A 17388-nucleotide genomic window follows, 5' to 3' on the forward strand; every position below is an offset into this window, starting at 1 on the left:
TGAGGAGAGAAATACATGACGCAAGTCACGGTGAAAGAACTGGCCCAAGTGGTCAATACGCCGGTTGAACGCCTGCTGCAGCAAATGAGTGAGGCAGGTTTGCCGCACAAAAGTGCCGAGCAAGCGGTGACCGACAGCGAGAAGCAGGCCCTGTTGGCCCATCTTAAAAGCAGCCACGGCGACAAGAAGGTGGAAGAGCCGCGCAAGATTACCTTGCAGCGCAAAACCACCAGTACCCTGCGGGTTGCCGGTAGCAAAACCATCAGTGTAGAAGTGCGTAAGAAGAAGACCTTCGTTAAGCGCAGCGCTGAAGAAATCGAAGCTGAAAAGCAGCGTGAGCTGGCTGAGCAGCGCGCAGTAGCTGAAGCTGCCAAAGCGAAGGCTGATGAAGAAGCTAAGCGTCGCGCCGCAGAAGAAGCTGCGCGCCCTGGCTCTGCGCCTGAAGCGCCGGCCGCTGCTGCACCGGCTGCTGCCGTAGAGCTGCCAGCGGTTGCCGCTCCGGCCGTTGAAGAACGCAAGAAAGATGAGCAGCGTCGCCCGGACAAACCGCGCAATGACGACGCCGACCGTCGTGGCGGCGAGCGCAAGACCACCCAGCATCGTCCGTCCGTTAAGGAAAAGGCACCTGCTCCGCGTGTTGCGCCGCGTTCCATTGATGAAGAAAGCGACAGCTTCCGTCGCGGTGGTCGTGGCAAGGGCAAGCTGAAGAAGCGTAATGCTCACGGCTTCCAGAGCCCAACGGGCCCGATCGTGCGCGAAGTGAAGATTGGCGAGACCATCACTGTGGGCGATCTGGCTCAGCAGATGTCGGTCAAAGCCGCTGAAATCATCAAGTTCATGTTCAAGCTGGGTACCCCGGCGACCATCAACCAGGTTCTGGATCAGGAAACTGCCCAGCTGGTTGCTGAAGAGCTAGGTCATAAAGTCACCCTGGTCAGCGACACGGCCCTGGAAGACTCCCTGGCTGAGTCGCTGAAATTCGAAGGCGAGACCTTTTCTCGTGCACCGGTTGTTACCGTTATGGGTCACGTTGACCACGGTAAGACCTCGTTGCTCGACTATATCCGTCGCGCCAAGGTTGCTGCTGGCGAGGCCGGTGGTATCACCCAGCACATCGGTGCCTACCACGTAGAAACCGAGCGCGGCATGGTCACCTTCCTCGACACCCCAGGCCACGCCGCGTTTACCGCCATGCGTGCCCGTGGTGCCAAGGCGACCGATATCGTGATTCTGGTTGTTGCAGCAGATGACGGCGTGATGCCGCAGACCATTGAAGCCGTTCAGCATGCCAAGGCTGCTGGCGTTCCACTGGTTGTTGCGGTGAACAAGATCGACAAGCCGGGTGCAGATCTGGATCGCATTCGCAGCGAACTGTCGGTACACGGCGTGACGTCGGAAGAGTGGGGCGGTGATACGCCGTTTGTTTCTGTATCGGCAAAAGTCGGTACCGGTGTCGATGACCTGCTCGAAGCTGTACTGCTGCAAGCCGAAGTTCTTGAACTGAAAGCTACGCCGTCGGCCCCGGGCCGTGGTGTCGTGGTCGAGTCGCGTCTGGATAAAGGTCGCGGTCCGGTTGCCACTGTACTGGTTCAGGACGGTACCCTGCGTCAAGGCGACATGGTGCTGATCGGTTCCAACTTCGGTCGTATCCGCGCCATGCTTGACGAGAACGGCAAGCCGATCAAAGAAGCAGGCCCGTCGATTCCGGTCGAGATTCTCGGTCTGGATGGCACTCCGGATGCCGGCGACGACATGAGCGTACTGACCGACGAGAAGAAAGCCCGCGAAGTGGCGCTGTTCCGTCAAGGCAAGTTCCGCGAAGTGAAACTGGCCCGCGCCCACGCTGGCAAGCTGGAAAACATCTTCGAGAACATGGGCCAGGAAGAGAAAAAGACGCTCAACATCGTTCTCAAATCTGACGTCCGTGGTTCGCTGGAAGCGCTGCAGGGCTCGCTCGGCGGCCTGGGTAACGATGAAGTGCAGGTGCGTGTGGTCGGTGGCGGCGTCGGTGGTATCACCGAATCCGATGCCAACCTGGCGCTGGCCTCCAACGCTGTACTGTTCGGCTTCAACGTGCGTGCCGATGCCGGCGCGCGCAAGATCGTCGAGCAGGAAGGTCTGGATATGCGTTACTACAACGTGATCTACGACATTATCGAAGACGTCAAAAAAGCCCTGACCGGCATGCTCGGCAGCGATGTTCGCGAGAACATCCTGGGCATCGCCGAAGTGCGTGACGTGTTCCGTTCGCCGAAGTTCGGTGCGATTGCCGGTTGTATGGTGCTCGAGGGTACGGTTCACCGTAACCGTCCGATCCGCGTACTGCGCGACGATGTGGTGATCTTCGAAGGCGAGCTGGAATCCCTGCGTCGCTTCAAAGACGATGCTGCCGAAGTGCGTAATGGCATGGAGTGCGGTATCGGTGTGAAGAGCTACAACGACGTCAAGGTCGGCGACAAGATCGAAGTGTTCGAGAAAGTTCAGGTGGCTCGTAGCCTGTAAAAACAGGCATGTAGTAGCGAGTTGCAATATGCAGCGCCCGGCCCCGTTTATTCGCGGCCGGGCGTTTGCCGCTTTTAGGTCCGCTGCTTTTTGCGCAGCGTGACGAGTGAAGGTAGTAAGAAATGGCCAAAGAATTTAGCCGGGCCCAGCGCATCGGCGACCAGATACAGCGCGAGCTGGCGCAGTTGATCCGCCTGGAAATCAAAGATCCGCGTCTTGGCGGCCTGGTGACCATCACGGCGGTAGAAGTCAGCCGCGACTCCAGCCATGCCAAGGTGTTCGTCACCGTTATGGATGGCGAGCCGCAAGAGGGTGTTGATCCCGTGGTGCAGAGCATCAAGGTGCTCAACGATGCCAGCGGCTTCCTGCGCATGCAGCTGGGCAAGGCGATGAAGCTGCGCAGCGTGCCGAACCTGCGTTTCCATTACGACGAAAGCGTGATTCGCGGTGCGCAGCTGTCGGCACTGATCGAGCGTGCTGTCAGCCAAGACCGTCAGCACGGTGATGAACCCGAGGCCAAGGAGTAAGCGCGTGGCCCAGGTCAAACGTATTCGTCGTGCCGTCGATGGCATCATTTTGCTGGATAAGCCCAAGGGTTTCAGCTCCAACGCCGCCTTGCAGAAGGTGCGCTGGTTACTGAATGCCGAGAAGGCCGGGCACACCGGCAGCCTCGATCCTTTGGCCACTGGCGTGTTGCCGCTGTGCTTCGGTGAGGCAACCAAGTTCTCCCAGTATCTGCTGGATGCCGACAAAGGCTACGAAACTCTGATGCAGCTGGGCGTCACCACCACCACCGCCGATGCTGAAGGTGAAGTGCTGGAGCGTCGTCCGGTGACCGTTGGTAGCGCCGATATCGAGGCCGTTTTGCCCGGTTTTCGTGGTGAAATCAGCCAGATACCGCCGATGTATTCGGCGCTCAAGCGTGATGGTCAGCCGTTGTACAAGCTGGCGCGGGCAGGGGAAGTAGTGGAGCGCGAGCCGCGTTCTGTTACTATTGCGCGCTTGGAATTACTGGGCTGCGAGGCGGAGCAAGCGCGCCTGGCGGTCGACTGTAGCAAAGGCACCTATATCCGCACCCTGGTTGAAGACATCGGCCACTTGCTGGGTTGTGGTGCACACGTTGCAGAGCTGCGCAGAACCAAAGCCGGCCCCTTCGATTTGAGCCGCACCGTCACGCTCGAAGAGCTGGAGCGCGTGCATGGCGAAGGTGGTTGTGATGCCGTTGATCAGTTTTTGCAACCGGCCGACAGCGGCCTGCAACACTGGCCGCTGCTGCAGTTCTCCGAGCACAGTTCGTTCTACTGGCTGCAAGGGCAGCCAGTACGCGCTGCGGATGCGCCGAAGTTCGGCATGGTTCGGGTACAAGATCACAACGGTCGCTTTATCGGTATCGGTGAAGTGAGCGAAGACGGGCGCATTGCGCCGCGTCGCTTGATTGCAACCAAGGCGTAGCCTTGGTTGGAGACACGGGCCATAGGCCCGTGGTTTAGGATTCGGTCGGCATGACCGTAGCGCAGGCAAGGGGTTTCGGCTCTGGCCTGCGTGTATCGAGGGTGGCTGTTAATAGGCACGGTCATACCTCACTTAAAAACACGGGAAGCGATTCCCGGCCTATTGAAACTGTTGCACTGCAGCAGTTTCTTAACTGAGAGGATTGCCCCATGGCACTCAGCGTTGAAGAAAAAGCCCAGATCGTTAACGACTACAAGCAAGCTGAAGGCGACACCGGTAGCCCGGAAGTGCAAGTTGCACTGCTGTCCGCCAACATCAACAAACTGCAAGGCCACTTCAAGGCCAACGGTAAGGACCACCACAGCCGTCGTGGTCTGATCCGTATGGTTAACCAGCGTCGTAAGCTGCTGGATTACCTGAAGGGTAAGGACACCAGTCGTTACAGCGCCCTGATCGGTCGCCTGGGTCTGCGTCGCTAAGCAATGCTTATGCGTAGCTGACTGCCGAAGCTGGAAGTGGGGTTTGACCCTGCTTCCAGCTTTTGCTTTTCTGCTTGAGCTGTTTTGGACGATAGCGGGTCCGATTCCCGTAACCGCCCACACATTCTGCAAGACCCGTTTGTTCACGTTGACGTGATAGAACGGTTGCAAGAAACGCTTTCCCCAAAGGCAAAAAAGAGAAGGAAAACACCGTGAACCCGGTAATCAAGAAGTTTCAGTTCGGCCAATCGACTTTTACCCTCGAAACGGGCCGTATTGCCCGTCAAGCCACCGGCGCAGTGCTGGTCACCGTTGATGACGATGTCGCCATATTGGTGACCGTGGTCGGTGCCAAGACAGCCGACCCAAGCAAGGGCTTTTTCCCCCTGGCTGTGCACTATCAGGAAAAAACCTACGCTGCCGGCAAGATTCCTGGCGGCTTCTTCAAGCGTGAGGGCCGTCCATCCGAGAAAGAGACCCTGACCTCGCGCCTGATCGACCGTCCGATCCGTCCGCTGTTCCCGGAAGGTTTCCAGAACGAAGTCCAGGTGCTCTGCACCGTGATCTCCACCAGCAAGAAGACCGATCCGGACATCGCTGCGATGATTGGTACCTCGGCTGCCCTGGCGATTTCCGGCATCCCGTTCGATGGCCCGATTGGCGCTGCACGCGTAGCTTTCCACCCGGAGTCCGGCTACCTGCTGAACCCGACCTATGAGCAGCAGAAAGCTTCCAGCCTGGACATGGTCGTAGCCGGTACCCAAGACGCCGTGCTGATGGTCGAATCTGAAGCCAAAGAACTGACCGAAGACCAGATGCTGGGCGCTGTACTCTTTGCTCAGGAAGGCTTCCAGTGCGCTATCCAGGCAATCAAAGAGTTGGCTGCCGAAGCCGGCAAGCCAACCTGGGATTGGCAGCCTAAGCCCGAGAACACCGAGCTGCTGAGCGCTATCCGTAGCGAGTTCGGCGAGGCGATCTCCCAGGCTTACACCATCACCGTCAAGCACGAGCGTTATGCCCGTCTTGGCGAGCTGCGCAATGAAATCGTTGCCAAGTTCGCAGGCGAAGAAGGCCAGCCGTCCGCTGGCGAAGTTAAAGACGCTTTCGGCGAAGTCGAATATCGCACCGTGCGCGAGAACATCGTCAACGGTAAGCCGCGTATCGATGGTCGCGACACCCGTACCGTACGTGGTCTGAACATCGAAGTCGGGGTACTGGCCAAGACCCACGGTTCGGCGCTGTTCACCCGTGGCGAAACCCAGGCCCTGGTAGTTGCAACCCTCGGCACCGCCCGTGACGCTCAGCTGCTCGACACCCTGGAAGGCGAGAAGAAAGACGCCTTTATGCTGCACTACAACTTCCCGCCGTACTCGGTCGGTGAGTGTGGTCGCGTAGGCTTTACCGGTCGTCGCGAAATCGGTCACGGCCGCCTGGCACGTCGCAGCATCTCGGCGATGCTGCCGAGCGCTGACGAGTTCCCGTACACCATTCGCGTGGTCTCGGAAATCACCGAGTCCAACGGCTCCAGCTCCATGGCTTCGGTCTGCGGTGCTTCCCTGGCGCTGATGGATGCCGGTGTGCCGATGAAGGCACCGGTAGCCGGTATCGCCATGGGTCTGGTCAAGCAAGGCGAGAAGTTCGCCATTCTGACCGACATCCTCGGCGACGAAGATCACCTGGGCGACATGGACTTCAAGGTAGCCGGTACCGCCAAGGGTGTAACCGCGCTGCAGATGGACATCAAGATCAAGGGCATCACCGAAGAAATCATGGAGATCGCTCTGGGTCAGGCCCTGGAGGCGCGTCAAAGCATTCTGACGCAGATGAATCAGGTCATCAGCCAGTCGCGCACCGAGCTGTCGGCCAACGCACCGACCATGATCGCGATGAAGATCGACCAGGACAAGATTCGCGATGTGATCGGCAAAGGCGGTGCAACCATCCGTGCCATCTGCGAAGAAACCAAGGCCTCGATCGATATCGAAGACGACGGCACCATCAAGATCTTCGGCGAAACCAAGGAAGCGGCCGAGGCTGCGCGTCAGCGCGTACTGGGCATCACTGCGGAAGCTGAAATCGGCAAGATCTACGTCGGTAAAGTTGAGCGCATCGTCGACTTTGGTGCCTTCGTCAACATCCTGCCGGGTAAAGACGGCCTGGTGCACATCTCCATGTTGAGCGATGCTCGCGTTGAGAAAGTGACTGACATTCTCAAAGAAGGTCAGGAAGTTGAAGTACTGGTACTGGACGTGGACAACCGCGGCCGTATCAAGCTGTCGATCAAGGACGTTGCTGCTGCCAAAGCGTCGGGCGTTTAATCGCCGCGTCGCTTAACCGCAAAAAAGAGGGCCCTTCGGGGCCCTCTTTTTTGTCTGCGAAAAACCGAGTCGTGATGCCACTCCGTCTTCAGGGAGCTACAGGTGTCGTGCAATATGCCCTGTACACTGGGGCTCAACATGCAGATTGCACGACTTCGGCTGTTTTTATAGTTATGTAACCAATTGATAAATATGAATAAAATTATTTTATCTGGGTTGGCATAGCACTTGCGATAGTACTGGGGAGGCTGCAGCTCGTAGTGGCTGCAGATTGTTCAGTACACGCAGGAGGCATTATTTATGAAAAAGCCAATCAAGCATTTCGCCGTAACTGCCATGACCGCTACCGCGCTGAGCCTGTTGCTCGCCGGGCCGGTCCTGGCTGCAGGTACCTCCACGGTGCAGCCAACCCTGCTGGCCGCCAGTGAAACAATGGATAAAGCAGAAGACGCTGCAACCGATACTTGGATTACCAGCAAGGTGAAATCGACCTTCCTGGCTGATAGCAGCCTGAGCGGTATCGATATCAAGGTTGAAACCAACAAGGGCGTTGTCAGCCTTTCTGGTGTTGTTGCCAGCGCTGCCGAACGTGATCTGGCCATCGCCAAGGCTGGTGAGATCAAAGGCGTGAGCGCGGTATCAGCCGAAGCTCTGAAAACTGCCGAGTAACCCAAGGACGTGAGCCGGGCTACTAACTCAGCCTGGCAACCACTCAACGACGAGGATAATTCGATGAATGCTGACGTAATCAAAGGCAAGTGGAAGCAAATCAATGGCCGCATCAAAGAGCGTTGGGGCAACCTGACCGATGATGACCTGGATGTCGCTGAAGGCCATAGCGAGTACCTGGCCGGCAAGCTGCAAGAACGCTACGGCTGGACCAAGGAGAAAGCTCAGGACGAGCTGCGTGATTTCAGCGACAAGCTGTAGTCAGGCGTAGAAAAGCCCCGCTGGCTCAACCTGCGGGGCTTTTTTGTGGTTGCTCGGCAGAGATTAGCTGCCGCGCTTGCTGTCGATCTTGATCAATCGGTTGCCTTGAAAACGCAGAAATTGGTACATGCCGTTGCGTGGCCCGTATGACCACTCTTCGACCGCAACTTCATTGTAGAAACCATACTCATCCAGCACTTCGCGGTAGCCGAGAAAGTCACGGCTCAATGGTTCGCCGCATTTGCTGCTGACTTCGTGGGTGGTGTCGTCGAGGCTGATCAGCCCGCTGCCGCAGCGTAGGGTCGATGAAGCCTGTGCACAGATGGGCACAAGTAATAGCAGGGCACTAATCAGGGCTTTCATCGGTTAGCGGCTACGGCGGCGTTCGATGGCGCGCAGGCGCGTACCCTCGAAGGTGAGGATGCTCAGCATGCCGTTGTCAGGGCCGTAGACCCATTCCTCGATCTGATACTCGCGCCGTTCATTTGGCCCTAGGGAGTAGCCGACTAGGTCGCGAAAGACCGGCTCGCCACATTTGTGCAGCACTTCGAAACGCCGGTCGTCCAGGCTGACCAGTTGGCTGCCGCAGCGCAGCGTTTCGGCCTGTGCCAGAGACGATGCGCCCGCGAGGGCAAGGAGCAGCGTTGTAGCCAGTGCGCGCATATTACAAAGACCTTACTCGCTGCCGAGATGCAGGGTGGTGGCGACGCGGCCATCGGCGTCAGCCTGTGAAATGTTGACATCCAGCAGGTAAATACGTTCGTCGGCCAAGCCGCCGCGCTCGACCAGGTAGTGCTTTATTTCGGCCGCCCGTGCCTGGGCCAGTTGGCGCTGCAGCCGTTCGCTTTTCGCCCAGAATTGCAGTACGGCTTCATGCATTTCTGCGCTGCGTTCTTCGTCTGTTAGTTCGGTCCACTGTCCTGGCGGCTGTTGCTTGAGGCGGGTGCGGTAGATGCCTTCGAGCAGCACCGCCTTGTCGTCTTCATCCACCACCAGTTCGCTGGCCTCGGCAGGCACATCATCGCCACGGCGTTGCAGCATCTTGTACCAGGTGTTTTGGTATTCGCGCTCCAGGCGCGCGGCGGCCAGTGGTGGGCCGTCGCTGCTCTGTGCGCTCATGCCTTCGATTTCCAAGCGCAGGGCTGGGCGTTCCTTCAACGCGCTGGCCAGGGTGTCCAGGGCTTTTTGCGCGTCAGCGTCGAGTTCGATTTGGCCGGCAGTGAAGCGCACGGTGCTGAGGTCGATATTGTTACCGCCGCTGACCAGGCCGCCGATAAATTTGAACGGTGCCTGGGCCGCGCGCAGCACCAGGTTGCGCAGGGTTTGCCAGACGATGGGCATCACGCTGAATTCCGGGCTGTTGAGGTTGCCCTGCACGGGTAGTTTGATCTCGATATTGCCTTTGGTGTCCTTGAGCAGGGCCACGGCCAGGCGAATTGGCAGTTCCATGGCGTCCTTGCTGTCGACTTTTTCGCCTAGCTGCAGGTCTTCCAGCAGCAGCGTGTTTTCGGCGTTGAGGTTGCCTTTCTCGATCTGGTAATGCAGGTCGAGGTTGAGGCGGCCCTTGCGGATACGGAAGCCGGCGAACTTGCCGGAGTAGGGCGTGAGGGTGGTCAGCTCGACGTTCTTGAAGCGGGTGGTGATATCCAGGCTGTTCATCGGGTCGAAGGGGGTGAGCTGGCCTTTGATACTGACCGGGGCGTATTTATCAATCTTTCCCTTGATATCGACGCTGGCGGCCTTCGGGCTCTGGTTATCCAGAGTGCCGATCTGGCCGTTGAGCTGGCCAATCGCGGTGGCGAAGTTGGGGCGCAGGCTGAAGTCGGCGAAGTTGGCCGAACCATCCTTGATGCTGATGCCGCCGATGCGGATTGGCAGCGGCTTTTCGGTCGGTGCTTTGGCGGGCGTGGCGCTGGCCTGTTGCGGCATCAGCAGGTCGTTGATATTGGTGGTCAGGTCTTCGTTGATGATAAAGCGCACGTAGGGCTGTTGCAGTTTGACCTGGCTAATCGCCAGGCCTTTGCCGTGCTGGTAATCGAGTCCCTCAACCACGACCTGTTGCCATTTGATTAAGTCACGATCATTGAGTGTGTCGAGGGTGTGCAGCTGGTTGATCTCAGCTTGCCCGCCAATGCTGAAGGCCAGCGGTTCGACGCTTTGCAGGTTGACTGCGAGGTCGCTGCCCAGCTTGCCGCTGCGCAGTTCCAGACGCACGAAAGGGCTCAGATAGGTTTGCGCCAGGCGCAGGTCGATATCGCGCGTGGCAACCTGCAGCTTGGCCGTAGTCGGGGTCAGCTGTCCCTGGCCTTCAGCTTTAATCTGCCCGCTTTTGTTCACTCCGGTGTCCAGCTTTAGGGCGAAGGGCGCGGTGCCCAGGCTGTCGAAGTCTTTTAGGTCGAGGTTGAGTGGCGCCAGGTCGATTTTGACGTCGGCGCCGTCCGCGCGATCGGCCAGATGCACCTGATAGTTGCGTAATTGCACGTCACGCAGGATCACCTGCCAGGGTTTACCTGGCTCTTCCGGTTGGCCTGCAGTGACTGTTTCCAGCTCAGCAGATTGCTCCGCAGTAGTCGGCCCGGTGGGGGCTTTTTCCAGTTCCGTTGCTGCCGAGCCTGCGCCACCCTCATTTGGAGCTGGAGCTGGAGCTGGTTTGGCGGGTTGGCTGGCCAGCAGCTTCTGCCAGTCGAGCTGGCCATCGGCTTCGCGCGCGGCCCAGGTTTCCAGTTTCTGGCTACGAATCTTGCCAACGATGACCTGCTGCTTGGCCAGGTCCACGCTGGTTTCGCTGATATCCAGGCTTTCCAGGCGCAGCAGCGGTTTGTCGGCTGGGCTCTTGATGGCAAAGTTGCTGACGCTGAGCTTGGTGTTGTTCAGCAGCAGCTCAGTGCCTTTGGCCAGGTTCAGGCTGTAGTCGCTGTTGAGGTTGATGATGCCGTCTTGCAGAACCAGCGGCACCGCATCACGCACGTAGGGCCAGATGGCTTTCAGCTGACCATCGCTGACTTTCAGGCTGCCGTTGGAGTTGATCGGCACCAGGCTGATGCGTCCGCTCCAATCGATACGACCGTTGGCCGGGCCGGTGGCGACCAGGGTCATGTCGGCATTGTCATCGGGCAGGGTGCTGAGGTTGAACAGCTCGAAGTTGAGGTCGTCGTAGAGAAAATTGATCGGCTCGCTGGGGCGCAGGTCCTGAAAGTGCACATTGCCGCCACTCAGTTTGATGCGTGCGATACGCAGCGGGAACGGTTCGCTGGTCGGTTGGTCGGCCTCAGGCTGCGCACTGACTGGCAGCTTGAACAGCTGGGTCAGGTTGAGCCGACCGTCTTTACCGAACAACACTTCACTATGCGGCTTGTCCAGTTCGATGTCGGCCAGGTGCAATACGCCACTCCACAAACTGTTGAGTTGCAGGTTGGCATACAGGCGTTCGAAAGCGATCTGCTGCTGTTCAGCTTCGCCAATCTGCAGGCCCCAGAGGCTGAGCTCCAGGCTGAACGGGTTGAGTTGCAGGCGCTGTAGCGTGGCAGGTACTTCGGCGTATTGCGCCAGCTGCTGGTTGGCAATGCGCAGACCGATGCCGGGCAGAATCAGAAAACCCAGCAGGCTGTAGAGGGCAACGGCGATGGTAATGGCGCTGGCAACGCGCTGTATTCCTTTAAGCATAAAAACGTCATCTATCCCGACGAGAAGTGCCTTGGAGTATGGCACGCGTGGGCAGTTCCGCAGAGGCTCTGCGCGGGGATTTATTCACGCTGCGGGTGGCTCAGAACTGCAGGATCAGGGTCTTCAGCGGCGGTTGGCCATCCTGCGAGGGGAAGTCGCTGGCCGGCGGCAGCACCTGCCAGTCACGTACCGGGCGGCCGATTTTTTCCGCGCAGCGCAGCACCTGTTCACGCCAATCGACCATGCCTACTTTTGCCAGGTTGTTGCAGCAAATCAGCACACCATCATCGGCGGTGGCGAGGATCGCTGGCTTGAGCAGGCTCTGATAATCGCGCAGCAGGTCGACAGTACCGAAGGCGCTTTTGGCCCAGGCGGGCGGATCGAGCAGCACCAAATCGAACTGACGTTGCTCAAGGCGTGGGTAGTGCGGCAGCTTCTGCCCGCGCCGCGCATTGATCGGCAGGCCGGCCAGTTGGCGAATCGCCGGGAAGTAATCCGATTGCACGAACTGCATGGGTTGCAGCTGCGGATTGAGCTGACCATTTTCGCGACCGACCGCCAGATTGCCCTCGGCAAAATCCAGGTTAAGCACCTCGCTGGCGTCGCCTGCCGCTGCGCTCAAGCCGACGCCACAGGTGTAGGCGAACAGGTTAAGCACCGACTTGCCGGCGCTGTGCGCCTTGACCCAGCCACGGGCGTTACGCAGATCGAGAAACAGCAGCGGGTCTTGCCCTGCGTGGCGGCCGCGTACGCGGTAGTTGAGGCCCCATTCATGGCCGATCAGGTCTTCCAGTGCGGTCGGCTCAGCTTGGTAGACCGCATCAGTGCGGTCGATCCGCGAGTTGCCTTGGGAGCGGTCGTTGTAGACCAGCAGCAGTTGCGTCCCGAGGCTGGCCTGGCATTGTTCAGCCAATTGCAGCAATTCGTCGCGACTCAGGCCCTGGTGAAAGCTCTGCACCAGCAGTTGCGGGCCGTAACGGTCGAGGGTCAGGCCACCGGCACCTTCCTGGCTGCCGTGGAATAGGCGATAGCAGTCGGTGCCTTGCTGATGCAGTTCGGCTAGCAGGTCTTGACGGTTATGCAATGCGGCGCGCAGCGCCTGATCGAGAGAGGGCATGCGCGGCGACTCGGAAGGAGAAAGGCGCATAGTTTACCAAGAAAAGCGTCGATATTTGGGTGTGCCGCGTAGGGCGGTTGTGGCTGTATGGCCATACCGAAGGCTTGTCCACCATCTGAGCTCGGTGGGCAAGGCTCTACCCTGTCCACCTAAGCGCACTTCGCATCCGGGCTGCAAGAGCACGTCTTTTGTCTTCGCTTCAGCATTGGACAGCATCTCACCTAATATTTTTTAGGTAACCGCCTTGCCCTGCTTCTCCTGGCTTTCAGCCGCAGTTAGAGTGCTGCGGCGCTACCGCGAGCACGGTGAAGGCGTTAACGCGTGGCATTCGAGGGCAGCATGGCGATAACCTCATGGGCAGTATTGGGCCTGTTCGTTTTGACCTATCTGGGCATGGCCGCAGGCGGCATTCGTGGTTTGCGCGTGGACCGCAGCTGGATCGCCGGCTGCGCCGCAGTACTGCTGCTGTTTACCGGCGTGCAGTCGCCAGCCGAGGCGGCCAGCCATCTGGAGGCTGGCGCGCTCTTGCTGTTGTTGGCGTTGATGCTGATCTCCGCGCAGTTCGATTTTTCCGGAGTCTATGCCTGGCTAAATGAGTGGCTCAGCCAGCAGGCCCAGCGCCCGGCGCTGTTGCTGCTAGGGGTAGTGGCGCTCGGCGGCCTGCTCTCGGCGCTGCTGGTCAACGACATAGTCGCCTTTGCCCTGACCCCACTGCTGTGCCACAGCCTGCTGGCTCGCGGCCTCGACCCGCGACCGTTTCTGCTGGCGTTGGCGTTGTCCTGTAACGCCGGTTCATGCGCCAGCCTGATTGGCAATCCGCAGAACATTCTGATCGGCCAGGCCGGTGGCCTGGATTTCTGGTCCTACACCTTGATTGCCGGTCCGCCCGCGCTGGCCGCACTGGCCATTACCTACGTGGTGATCTGGCTGCAATGGCGCAAGCGCTGGGGCACGGCCAAGCCAGTGGTGCAGGTAGAAACCCCGGTTGAGCGCATTTACGGCCTGCGCAGTTACCTAAAGCCGCTACTGGCCAGCCTGGTGCTGCTCGGGTTGTTTTCCACCAGCATGCCTCGGGAGATTTCCGCGCTGCTGATTGCCGCGCTGCTGATGATTTCGCGGCGGGTGGACAGCCGCGACTATGTGCAGAAGGTCGACTGGAACCTTTTGCTGCTGTTTGCTGGCTTGTTCGTCGTCACTGGTGCGGCGATGAGCCTGCCGCAGGTTGCCGGTATGGCCGGTAATCTGGCCGAACTGGGCCTGTTGCCGCATGGGGTGATCACGCTGGCGAGCGTTTCTCTGCTGGCCGGCAACCTGATTGGCAATGTGCCTTACGTGATGTTGCTGCTGGGTGTACTGCCAGATGCCAGCGAGGCCTTGTTGGTGGGCCTGGCGATTATGTCGACGCTGGCCGGCAACCTGCTGTTGATCGGCAGCGTGGTCAACCTGATCGTCGCCGAAAGCGCACGGCGTCAGGGTGTGCCGCTAAGCTTTGTCGACTTTGCCCGCAGCGGTGTGCCGGTGACCCTGCTCAGCATGGGCGTAGCTGGGGTGTGGTTAGGGCTGGGCGGCTGGCTGCCCTGGTAGGTGTAACCCGTAGCCCGGATGCAATCCGGGACGCTTTGCTGGCCGTAAGATTCGCTCCCGGATTGCATCCGGGCTACGTTTAGTGGGTAGGATGGGTTAGCCGCTGCGCTGTTGCTGGAGTCGTTCTGAGATTTAGGCGCGGCGTAACCCATCACGGGCGCCTTGGCTGTATGGGTATCGCTGCGCTCAACCCATCCTACGGCCTACATTCTCCGTGTCATCGCGTTGCCAGCCTACGACCAGCGGGTTTTGCGCCAAGCCTGCTGCTGCTCGGGCGTCTGAAAGGTCCAGGCAACAAAGCGGCTCTGCTTCTGGCCCTGGGCCATTTCCACGGTCTTCACCTGCAGTGCGCCGGCCTTTTTCAGCGCGCTGTAAACGCCCGGCAGGTTGCCGGCCTTGGAGATCAGGCTGCTAAACCACAGCACCTGTTGGCCCACCTCGACACTTTCCTTAATCAGTTGGCTGACAAACGCCGCTTCGCCACCCTTGCACCACAACTCCGCCGCCTGGCCGCCGAAGTTCAGCACCGGCAGTTTGCGCTTGGGGTCGAGCTTGCCGAGGTTGCGCCATTTGCGTTTGCTGCCGCTGCTGGCTTCTTCCGCGCTGGCGTGGAAGGGCGGGTTGCATAGGGTTAGATCGAAGCGCTCATCCGTTTGCAGCAACCCCTGGAAGATATGCGCGCTGTCGCGCTGCTGGCGCAGCTCGATTGCTTCGCTCAAGCCCGGATTGGCCTGGACGATGGCCTTGGCCGAAGCGATGGCACTGGCGGCGATGTCCGAGCCGAGAAACTGCCAGGCATATTCGCGGTTACCCAGCAGCGGGTAGATGCAGTTGGCGCCCACGCCAATGTCCAGCGCGCGCACCTTGGCCCCTCGCGGTATTTCGCCGCCATTGCTGGCGGCCAGCAGATCCGCCAGGTAATGCAGGTAATCGGCACGACCGGGGATCGGCGGGCACAGATAATCCGCCGGAATATCCCAATGATTGATGCCATAGAACTGTTTGAGCAGTGCGCGGTTGAACACCTTCACCGCTTGCGGGTTGGCGAAGTCGATGCTCTGGTTGCCATAGGGATTGATGATCACAAAGGCCGCCAGCTCGGGGCTGGCCTTGATCAATGCCGGGAAGTCATAGCGGCCCTGATGCTTGTTGCGCGGGTGCAACTGACCCTTGGCCGTATCGGGCGTAAGGGTGCCGGGCTTGCCCGCAGCGGATTTGCTAGGTGCAGGGCTGGGTTTACGGCTGGGGCGTTTCGGCGGCAGGGACATGGCAGGCGGATCTAAGGCTTGGGGCGCGGGATTTTCCCACAGCTGGGCGCGGGTTGCTTGTTGATAGGAATAAATCAGCCTCGCGACGGGTTGGGCCCGGCCTTGCAAGGTGGCTTAGGGATAGGTTAAGCCCATAGCGTGTTGGCATGCATTGGGTAGAGCTCGCCACACGCGTCAGCGCAGGGTTGCATGTGTAGGTTGGGTTGAGGAGCCGCGCGACGAAGCCCAACGAGACATGCTGCAATCTGTTGGGCTTCGCTGCGCTCAACGCCAACCTACGACTTATCGCCTCGCCACACGCAATGGGTACAAACCTAGGGATAACCCAGCACGGCTTTGATCTGCGCCAGATTGGCAGCAATCCACTGTGGATTAATCGCGCCCCAGTCACGAACCTCATAGTGCCCGGCGTTATTGCGTTCACCGCTTTGCTGGGTGAAGGCGCAGTCGATATCCAGCTCGGCCAGGGCAGTCAGGGTGTCCTGGGCGGTACGACGTGGCATGCCGGTGGCCTCTATCAACGCCGGTACGCTGGTGGCGGCGCCGCTGTCGATCAGCCAGGCCACATACAGGCGGCGGTAGAAACTGCTGCGGGTTTTACTGATGTCCATAAGCGCTCCTGCGCGAGGCGGTTGCTGCAACCGCCTTATTGCGTGGCTTACATGGCAAAGAGCGCGATATAGCTCAGAGCGCCAGCGATATAGCCGGCAAAAGCCAAGCCGCTGATGTACTTCACGTACCAGATAAAGTTGATCTTCTCCATGCCCATGGCCGCCACGCCGGCCGCCGAGCCGATGATCAGGCAGCTACCGCCGGTACCGGCGCAGTAGGCGAGCATTTCCCAGAAGTTGCCATTGACCACAAAGTTGCTCAGCCATGGCAGTTCTTCTGCTGCGGCTGTCGCCAGGACTTCAGGGCTGACCAGCGGGTACATTTTCATGGCACCAGCGACCATTGGCACGTTATCCACCACGGCAGAGAGCAGGCCGATGGACATGGCGATGGTGTAGACATTGCCCAGGCTGTCTTTCAGGTAGGTAGCGACGTCGATCAGGTGGCCGGCAGTGGACAGGCTGGACACCGCCAGCAGGATGCCGAGGAAGAACAGCACGCTGGTGACGTCGATACGGCGCAGTACGCCGACCACCGAGAGCGGGTCTTTGTCTTCGCTGTTCTTGCTGCGGTGGATGATTTCGGTGGTGACCCAGAGCACGCCGAGGCCGAACAAGATGCCCATATACGGTGGCAGGTGAGTGATGGTCTTGAACACCGGCACGAAAATCAGTGCGCCCAGGCCAAGTACGAATACCAGGTTGCGCTCGAACGGAGTGGTTGGGTCGCGGCGGCTCTCGCGGCTTTCCTTGTGCTTGGGCGGCTTGATATCGCCCTTGAGTACGAAGCTCATGATGGTCAGTGGCACGAGCAGGCAGATCACGCTTGGGATGATCAGCTTGACCACGATGCCGCTGGCGGTGACCTGGTTGCCGATCCACAGCATGGTGGTGGTCACGTCGCCAATCGGCGACCAGGCACCGCCAGCGTTGGCGGCAATCACCACGATGCCGGCATAGAACCAGCGCTCCTTCTGGTCGTCGATCAGTTTGCGTAGCAGCGAGATCATCACGATGGTGGTGGCTAGGTTATCCAACGCCGCCGAGAGGAAGAAGGTGATCACGCCCACCAGCCAGAGCAGGTGCACGCGCTTGTTGGTGCGGATGCGGTCGGTGATGACCTTGAAACCTTCGTGGGCGTCGATCAGCTCGACAATGGTCATGGCCCCCATCAGGAAGAACAGGATCTCCGAGATTTCGCCCAGGTGGTGGCGCAGCTCGGTGACCACGAAATGGGTGGTGTCATTGCTGCCGTGTTCCAGCGCAGCTTCAATCAGCGGGGTGATGCTGCTGGCGCCAAGTACCAGCACTGTCCAGGTCAATACGGCGGTGAGCAGGGCTGAGGCCGCTTTATCGATTTTCAGCGGATGTTCCAAGGCTATGCACAGGTAGCCCAGGACGAAAATTAACGCCATTAACGCATACATGGTTGGGGGTCCAGTTCAGGAGGTTTAGAAGGGGGTG

Annotated in this window: 15 protein-coding genes; 8 read left to right on the forward strand and 7 right to left on the reverse strand. The window is 59.4% G+C overall.

Annotated features, from left to right (window positions below; translation table 11 throughout):
• Positions 1 to 15 precede the first annotated feature (15 nt).
• From infB to AC0T4W_RS04240, 7 genes are all read left to right on the forward strand, one after another.
• Positions 16 to 2502, forward strand: a complete 2487-nt coding sequence (gene infB, locus AC0T4W_RS04210; RefSeq protein ID WP_476316540.1) for a translation initiation factor IF-2 — start codon at positions 16 to 18, stop codon at positions 2500 to 2502.
• Positions 2503 to 2624: 122 nt separating this feature from the next.
• Positions 2625 to 3029, forward strand: coding sequence for a 30S ribosome-binding factor RbfA (rbfA, locus tag AC0T4W_RS04215; RefSeq protein WP_476316543.1), 405 nt, complete (start codon positions 2625 to 2627; stop codon positions 3027 to 3029).
• Between the two features lie 4 nt (positions 3030 to 3033).
• Positions 3034 to 3954 (forward strand): tRNA pseudouridine(55) synthase TruB, encoded by a 921-nt coding sequence (truB, locus tag AC0T4W_RS04220; protein WP_476316546.1) that lies wholly within the window; start codon positions 3034 to 3036, stop codon positions 3952 to 3954.
• 209 nt (positions 3955 to 4163) lie between these two features.
• Complete coding sequence (gene rpsO / locus AC0T4W_RS04225; protein WP_042554902.1) at positions 4164 to 4433, forward strand: 30S ribosomal protein S15; 270 nt, start codon at positions 4164 to 4166, stop codon at positions 4431 to 4433.
• Positions 4434 to 4645: 212 nt separating this feature from the next.
• The gene (gene pnp, locus AC0T4W_RS04230; RefSeq protein ID WP_476316551.1) at positions 4646 to 6751 is read left to right on the forward strand and encodes a polyribonucleotide nucleotidyltransferase; all 2106 of its coding nucleotides are present in this window, start codon (positions 4646 to 4648) and stop codon (positions 6749 to 6751) included.
• Positions 6752 to 7051: 300 nt separating this feature from the next.
• The gene (locus tag AC0T4W_RS04235) at positions 7052 to 7420 is read left to right on the forward strand and encodes a BON domain-containing protein (RefSeq protein WP_476316554.1); all 369 of its coding nucleotides are present in this window, start codon (positions 7052 to 7054) and stop codon (positions 7418 to 7420) included.
• 63 nt (positions 7421 to 7483) lie between these two features.
• Positions 7484 to 7681 (forward strand): CsbD family protein, encoded by a 198-nt coding sequence (locus tag AC0T4W_RS04240; protein WP_476316556.1) that lies wholly within the window; start codon positions 7484 to 7486, stop codon positions 7679 to 7681.
• A gap of 63 nt (positions 7682 to 7744) precedes the next feature.
• On the opposite strand, the gene AC0T4W_RS04245 is transcribed toward AC0T4W_RS04240, so the two are convergent.
• The 4 genes from AC0T4W_RS04245 to AC0T4W_RS04260 form a co-directional block, all read right to left on the reverse strand.
• On the reverse strand, positions 7745 to 8044 hold the full coding sequence (locus AC0T4W_RS04245; RefSeq protein WP_476316559.1) for a DUF2845 domain-containing protein: 300 nt from the start codon (positions 8042 to 8044) through the stop codon (positions 7745 to 7747).
• A 3-nt stretch (positions 8045 to 8047) separates the two neighbouring features.
• The gene (locus AC0T4W_RS04250; RefSeq protein ID WP_476316562.1) at positions 8048 to 8344 is read right to left on the reverse strand and encodes a DUF2845 domain-containing protein; all 297 of its coding nucleotides are present in this window, start codon (positions 8342 to 8344) and stop codon (positions 8048 to 8050) included.
• 12 nt (positions 8345 to 8356) lie between these two features.
• Positions 8357 to 11344 (reverse strand): DUF748 domain-containing protein, encoded by a 2988-nt coding sequence (locus AC0T4W_RS04255; RefSeq protein ID WP_476316565.1) that lies wholly within the window; start codon positions 11342 to 11344, stop codon positions 8357 to 8359.
• A 100-nt stretch (positions 11345 to 11444) separates the two neighbouring features.
• Entirely contained in the window at positions 11445 to 12461 is a 1017-nt protein-coding gene (locus tag AC0T4W_RS04260) for a class I SAM-dependent rRNA methyltransferase (protein WP_476316568.1), read from the reverse strand.
• A gap of 339 nt (positions 12462 to 12800) precedes the next feature.
• On the opposite strand from AC0T4W_RS04260, the gene AC0T4W_RS04265 reads away from it, so the two are divergent.
• Complete coding sequence (locus AC0T4W_RS04265) at positions 12801 to 14045, forward strand: SLC13 family permease (protein ID WP_476316571.1); 1245 nt, start codon at positions 12801 to 12803, stop codon at positions 14043 to 14045.
• Between the two features lie 233 nt (positions 14046 to 14278).
• Here AC0T4W_RS04265 and rlmF read toward each other — a convergent pair whose 3' ends face one another.
• The 3 genes from rlmF to nhaD all read right to left on the reverse strand — a co-directional run bounded on the left by rlmF (position 14279) and on the right by nhaD (position 17351).
• Entirely contained in the window at positions 14279 to 15313 is a 1035-nt protein-coding gene (gene rlmF, locus AC0T4W_RS04270) for a 23S rRNA (adenine(1618)-N(6))-methyltransferase RlmF (RefSeq protein ID WP_476316574.1), read from the reverse strand.
• Positions 15314 to 15627: 314 nt separating this feature from the next.
• The gene (locus AC0T4W_RS04275) at positions 15628 to 15924 is read right to left on the reverse strand and encodes a winged helix-turn-helix domain-containing protein (RefSeq protein ID WP_476316577.1); all 297 of its coding nucleotides are present in this window, start codon (positions 15922 to 15924) and stop codon (positions 15628 to 15630) included.
• A gap of 47 nt (positions 15925 to 15971) precedes the next feature.
• Positions 15972 to 17351 carry a sodium:proton antiporter NhaD gene (nhaD, locus tag AC0T4W_RS04280; protein WP_476316580.1) on the reverse strand — a complete coding sequence of 460 codons (1380 nt, stop codon included), beginning with the start codon at positions 17349 to 17351 and terminating at the stop codon, positions 15972 to 15974.
• Positions 17352 to 17388: the final 37 nt, after the last annotated feature.

This window comes from Pseudomonas sp. C7.1 (assembly GCF_056312395.1).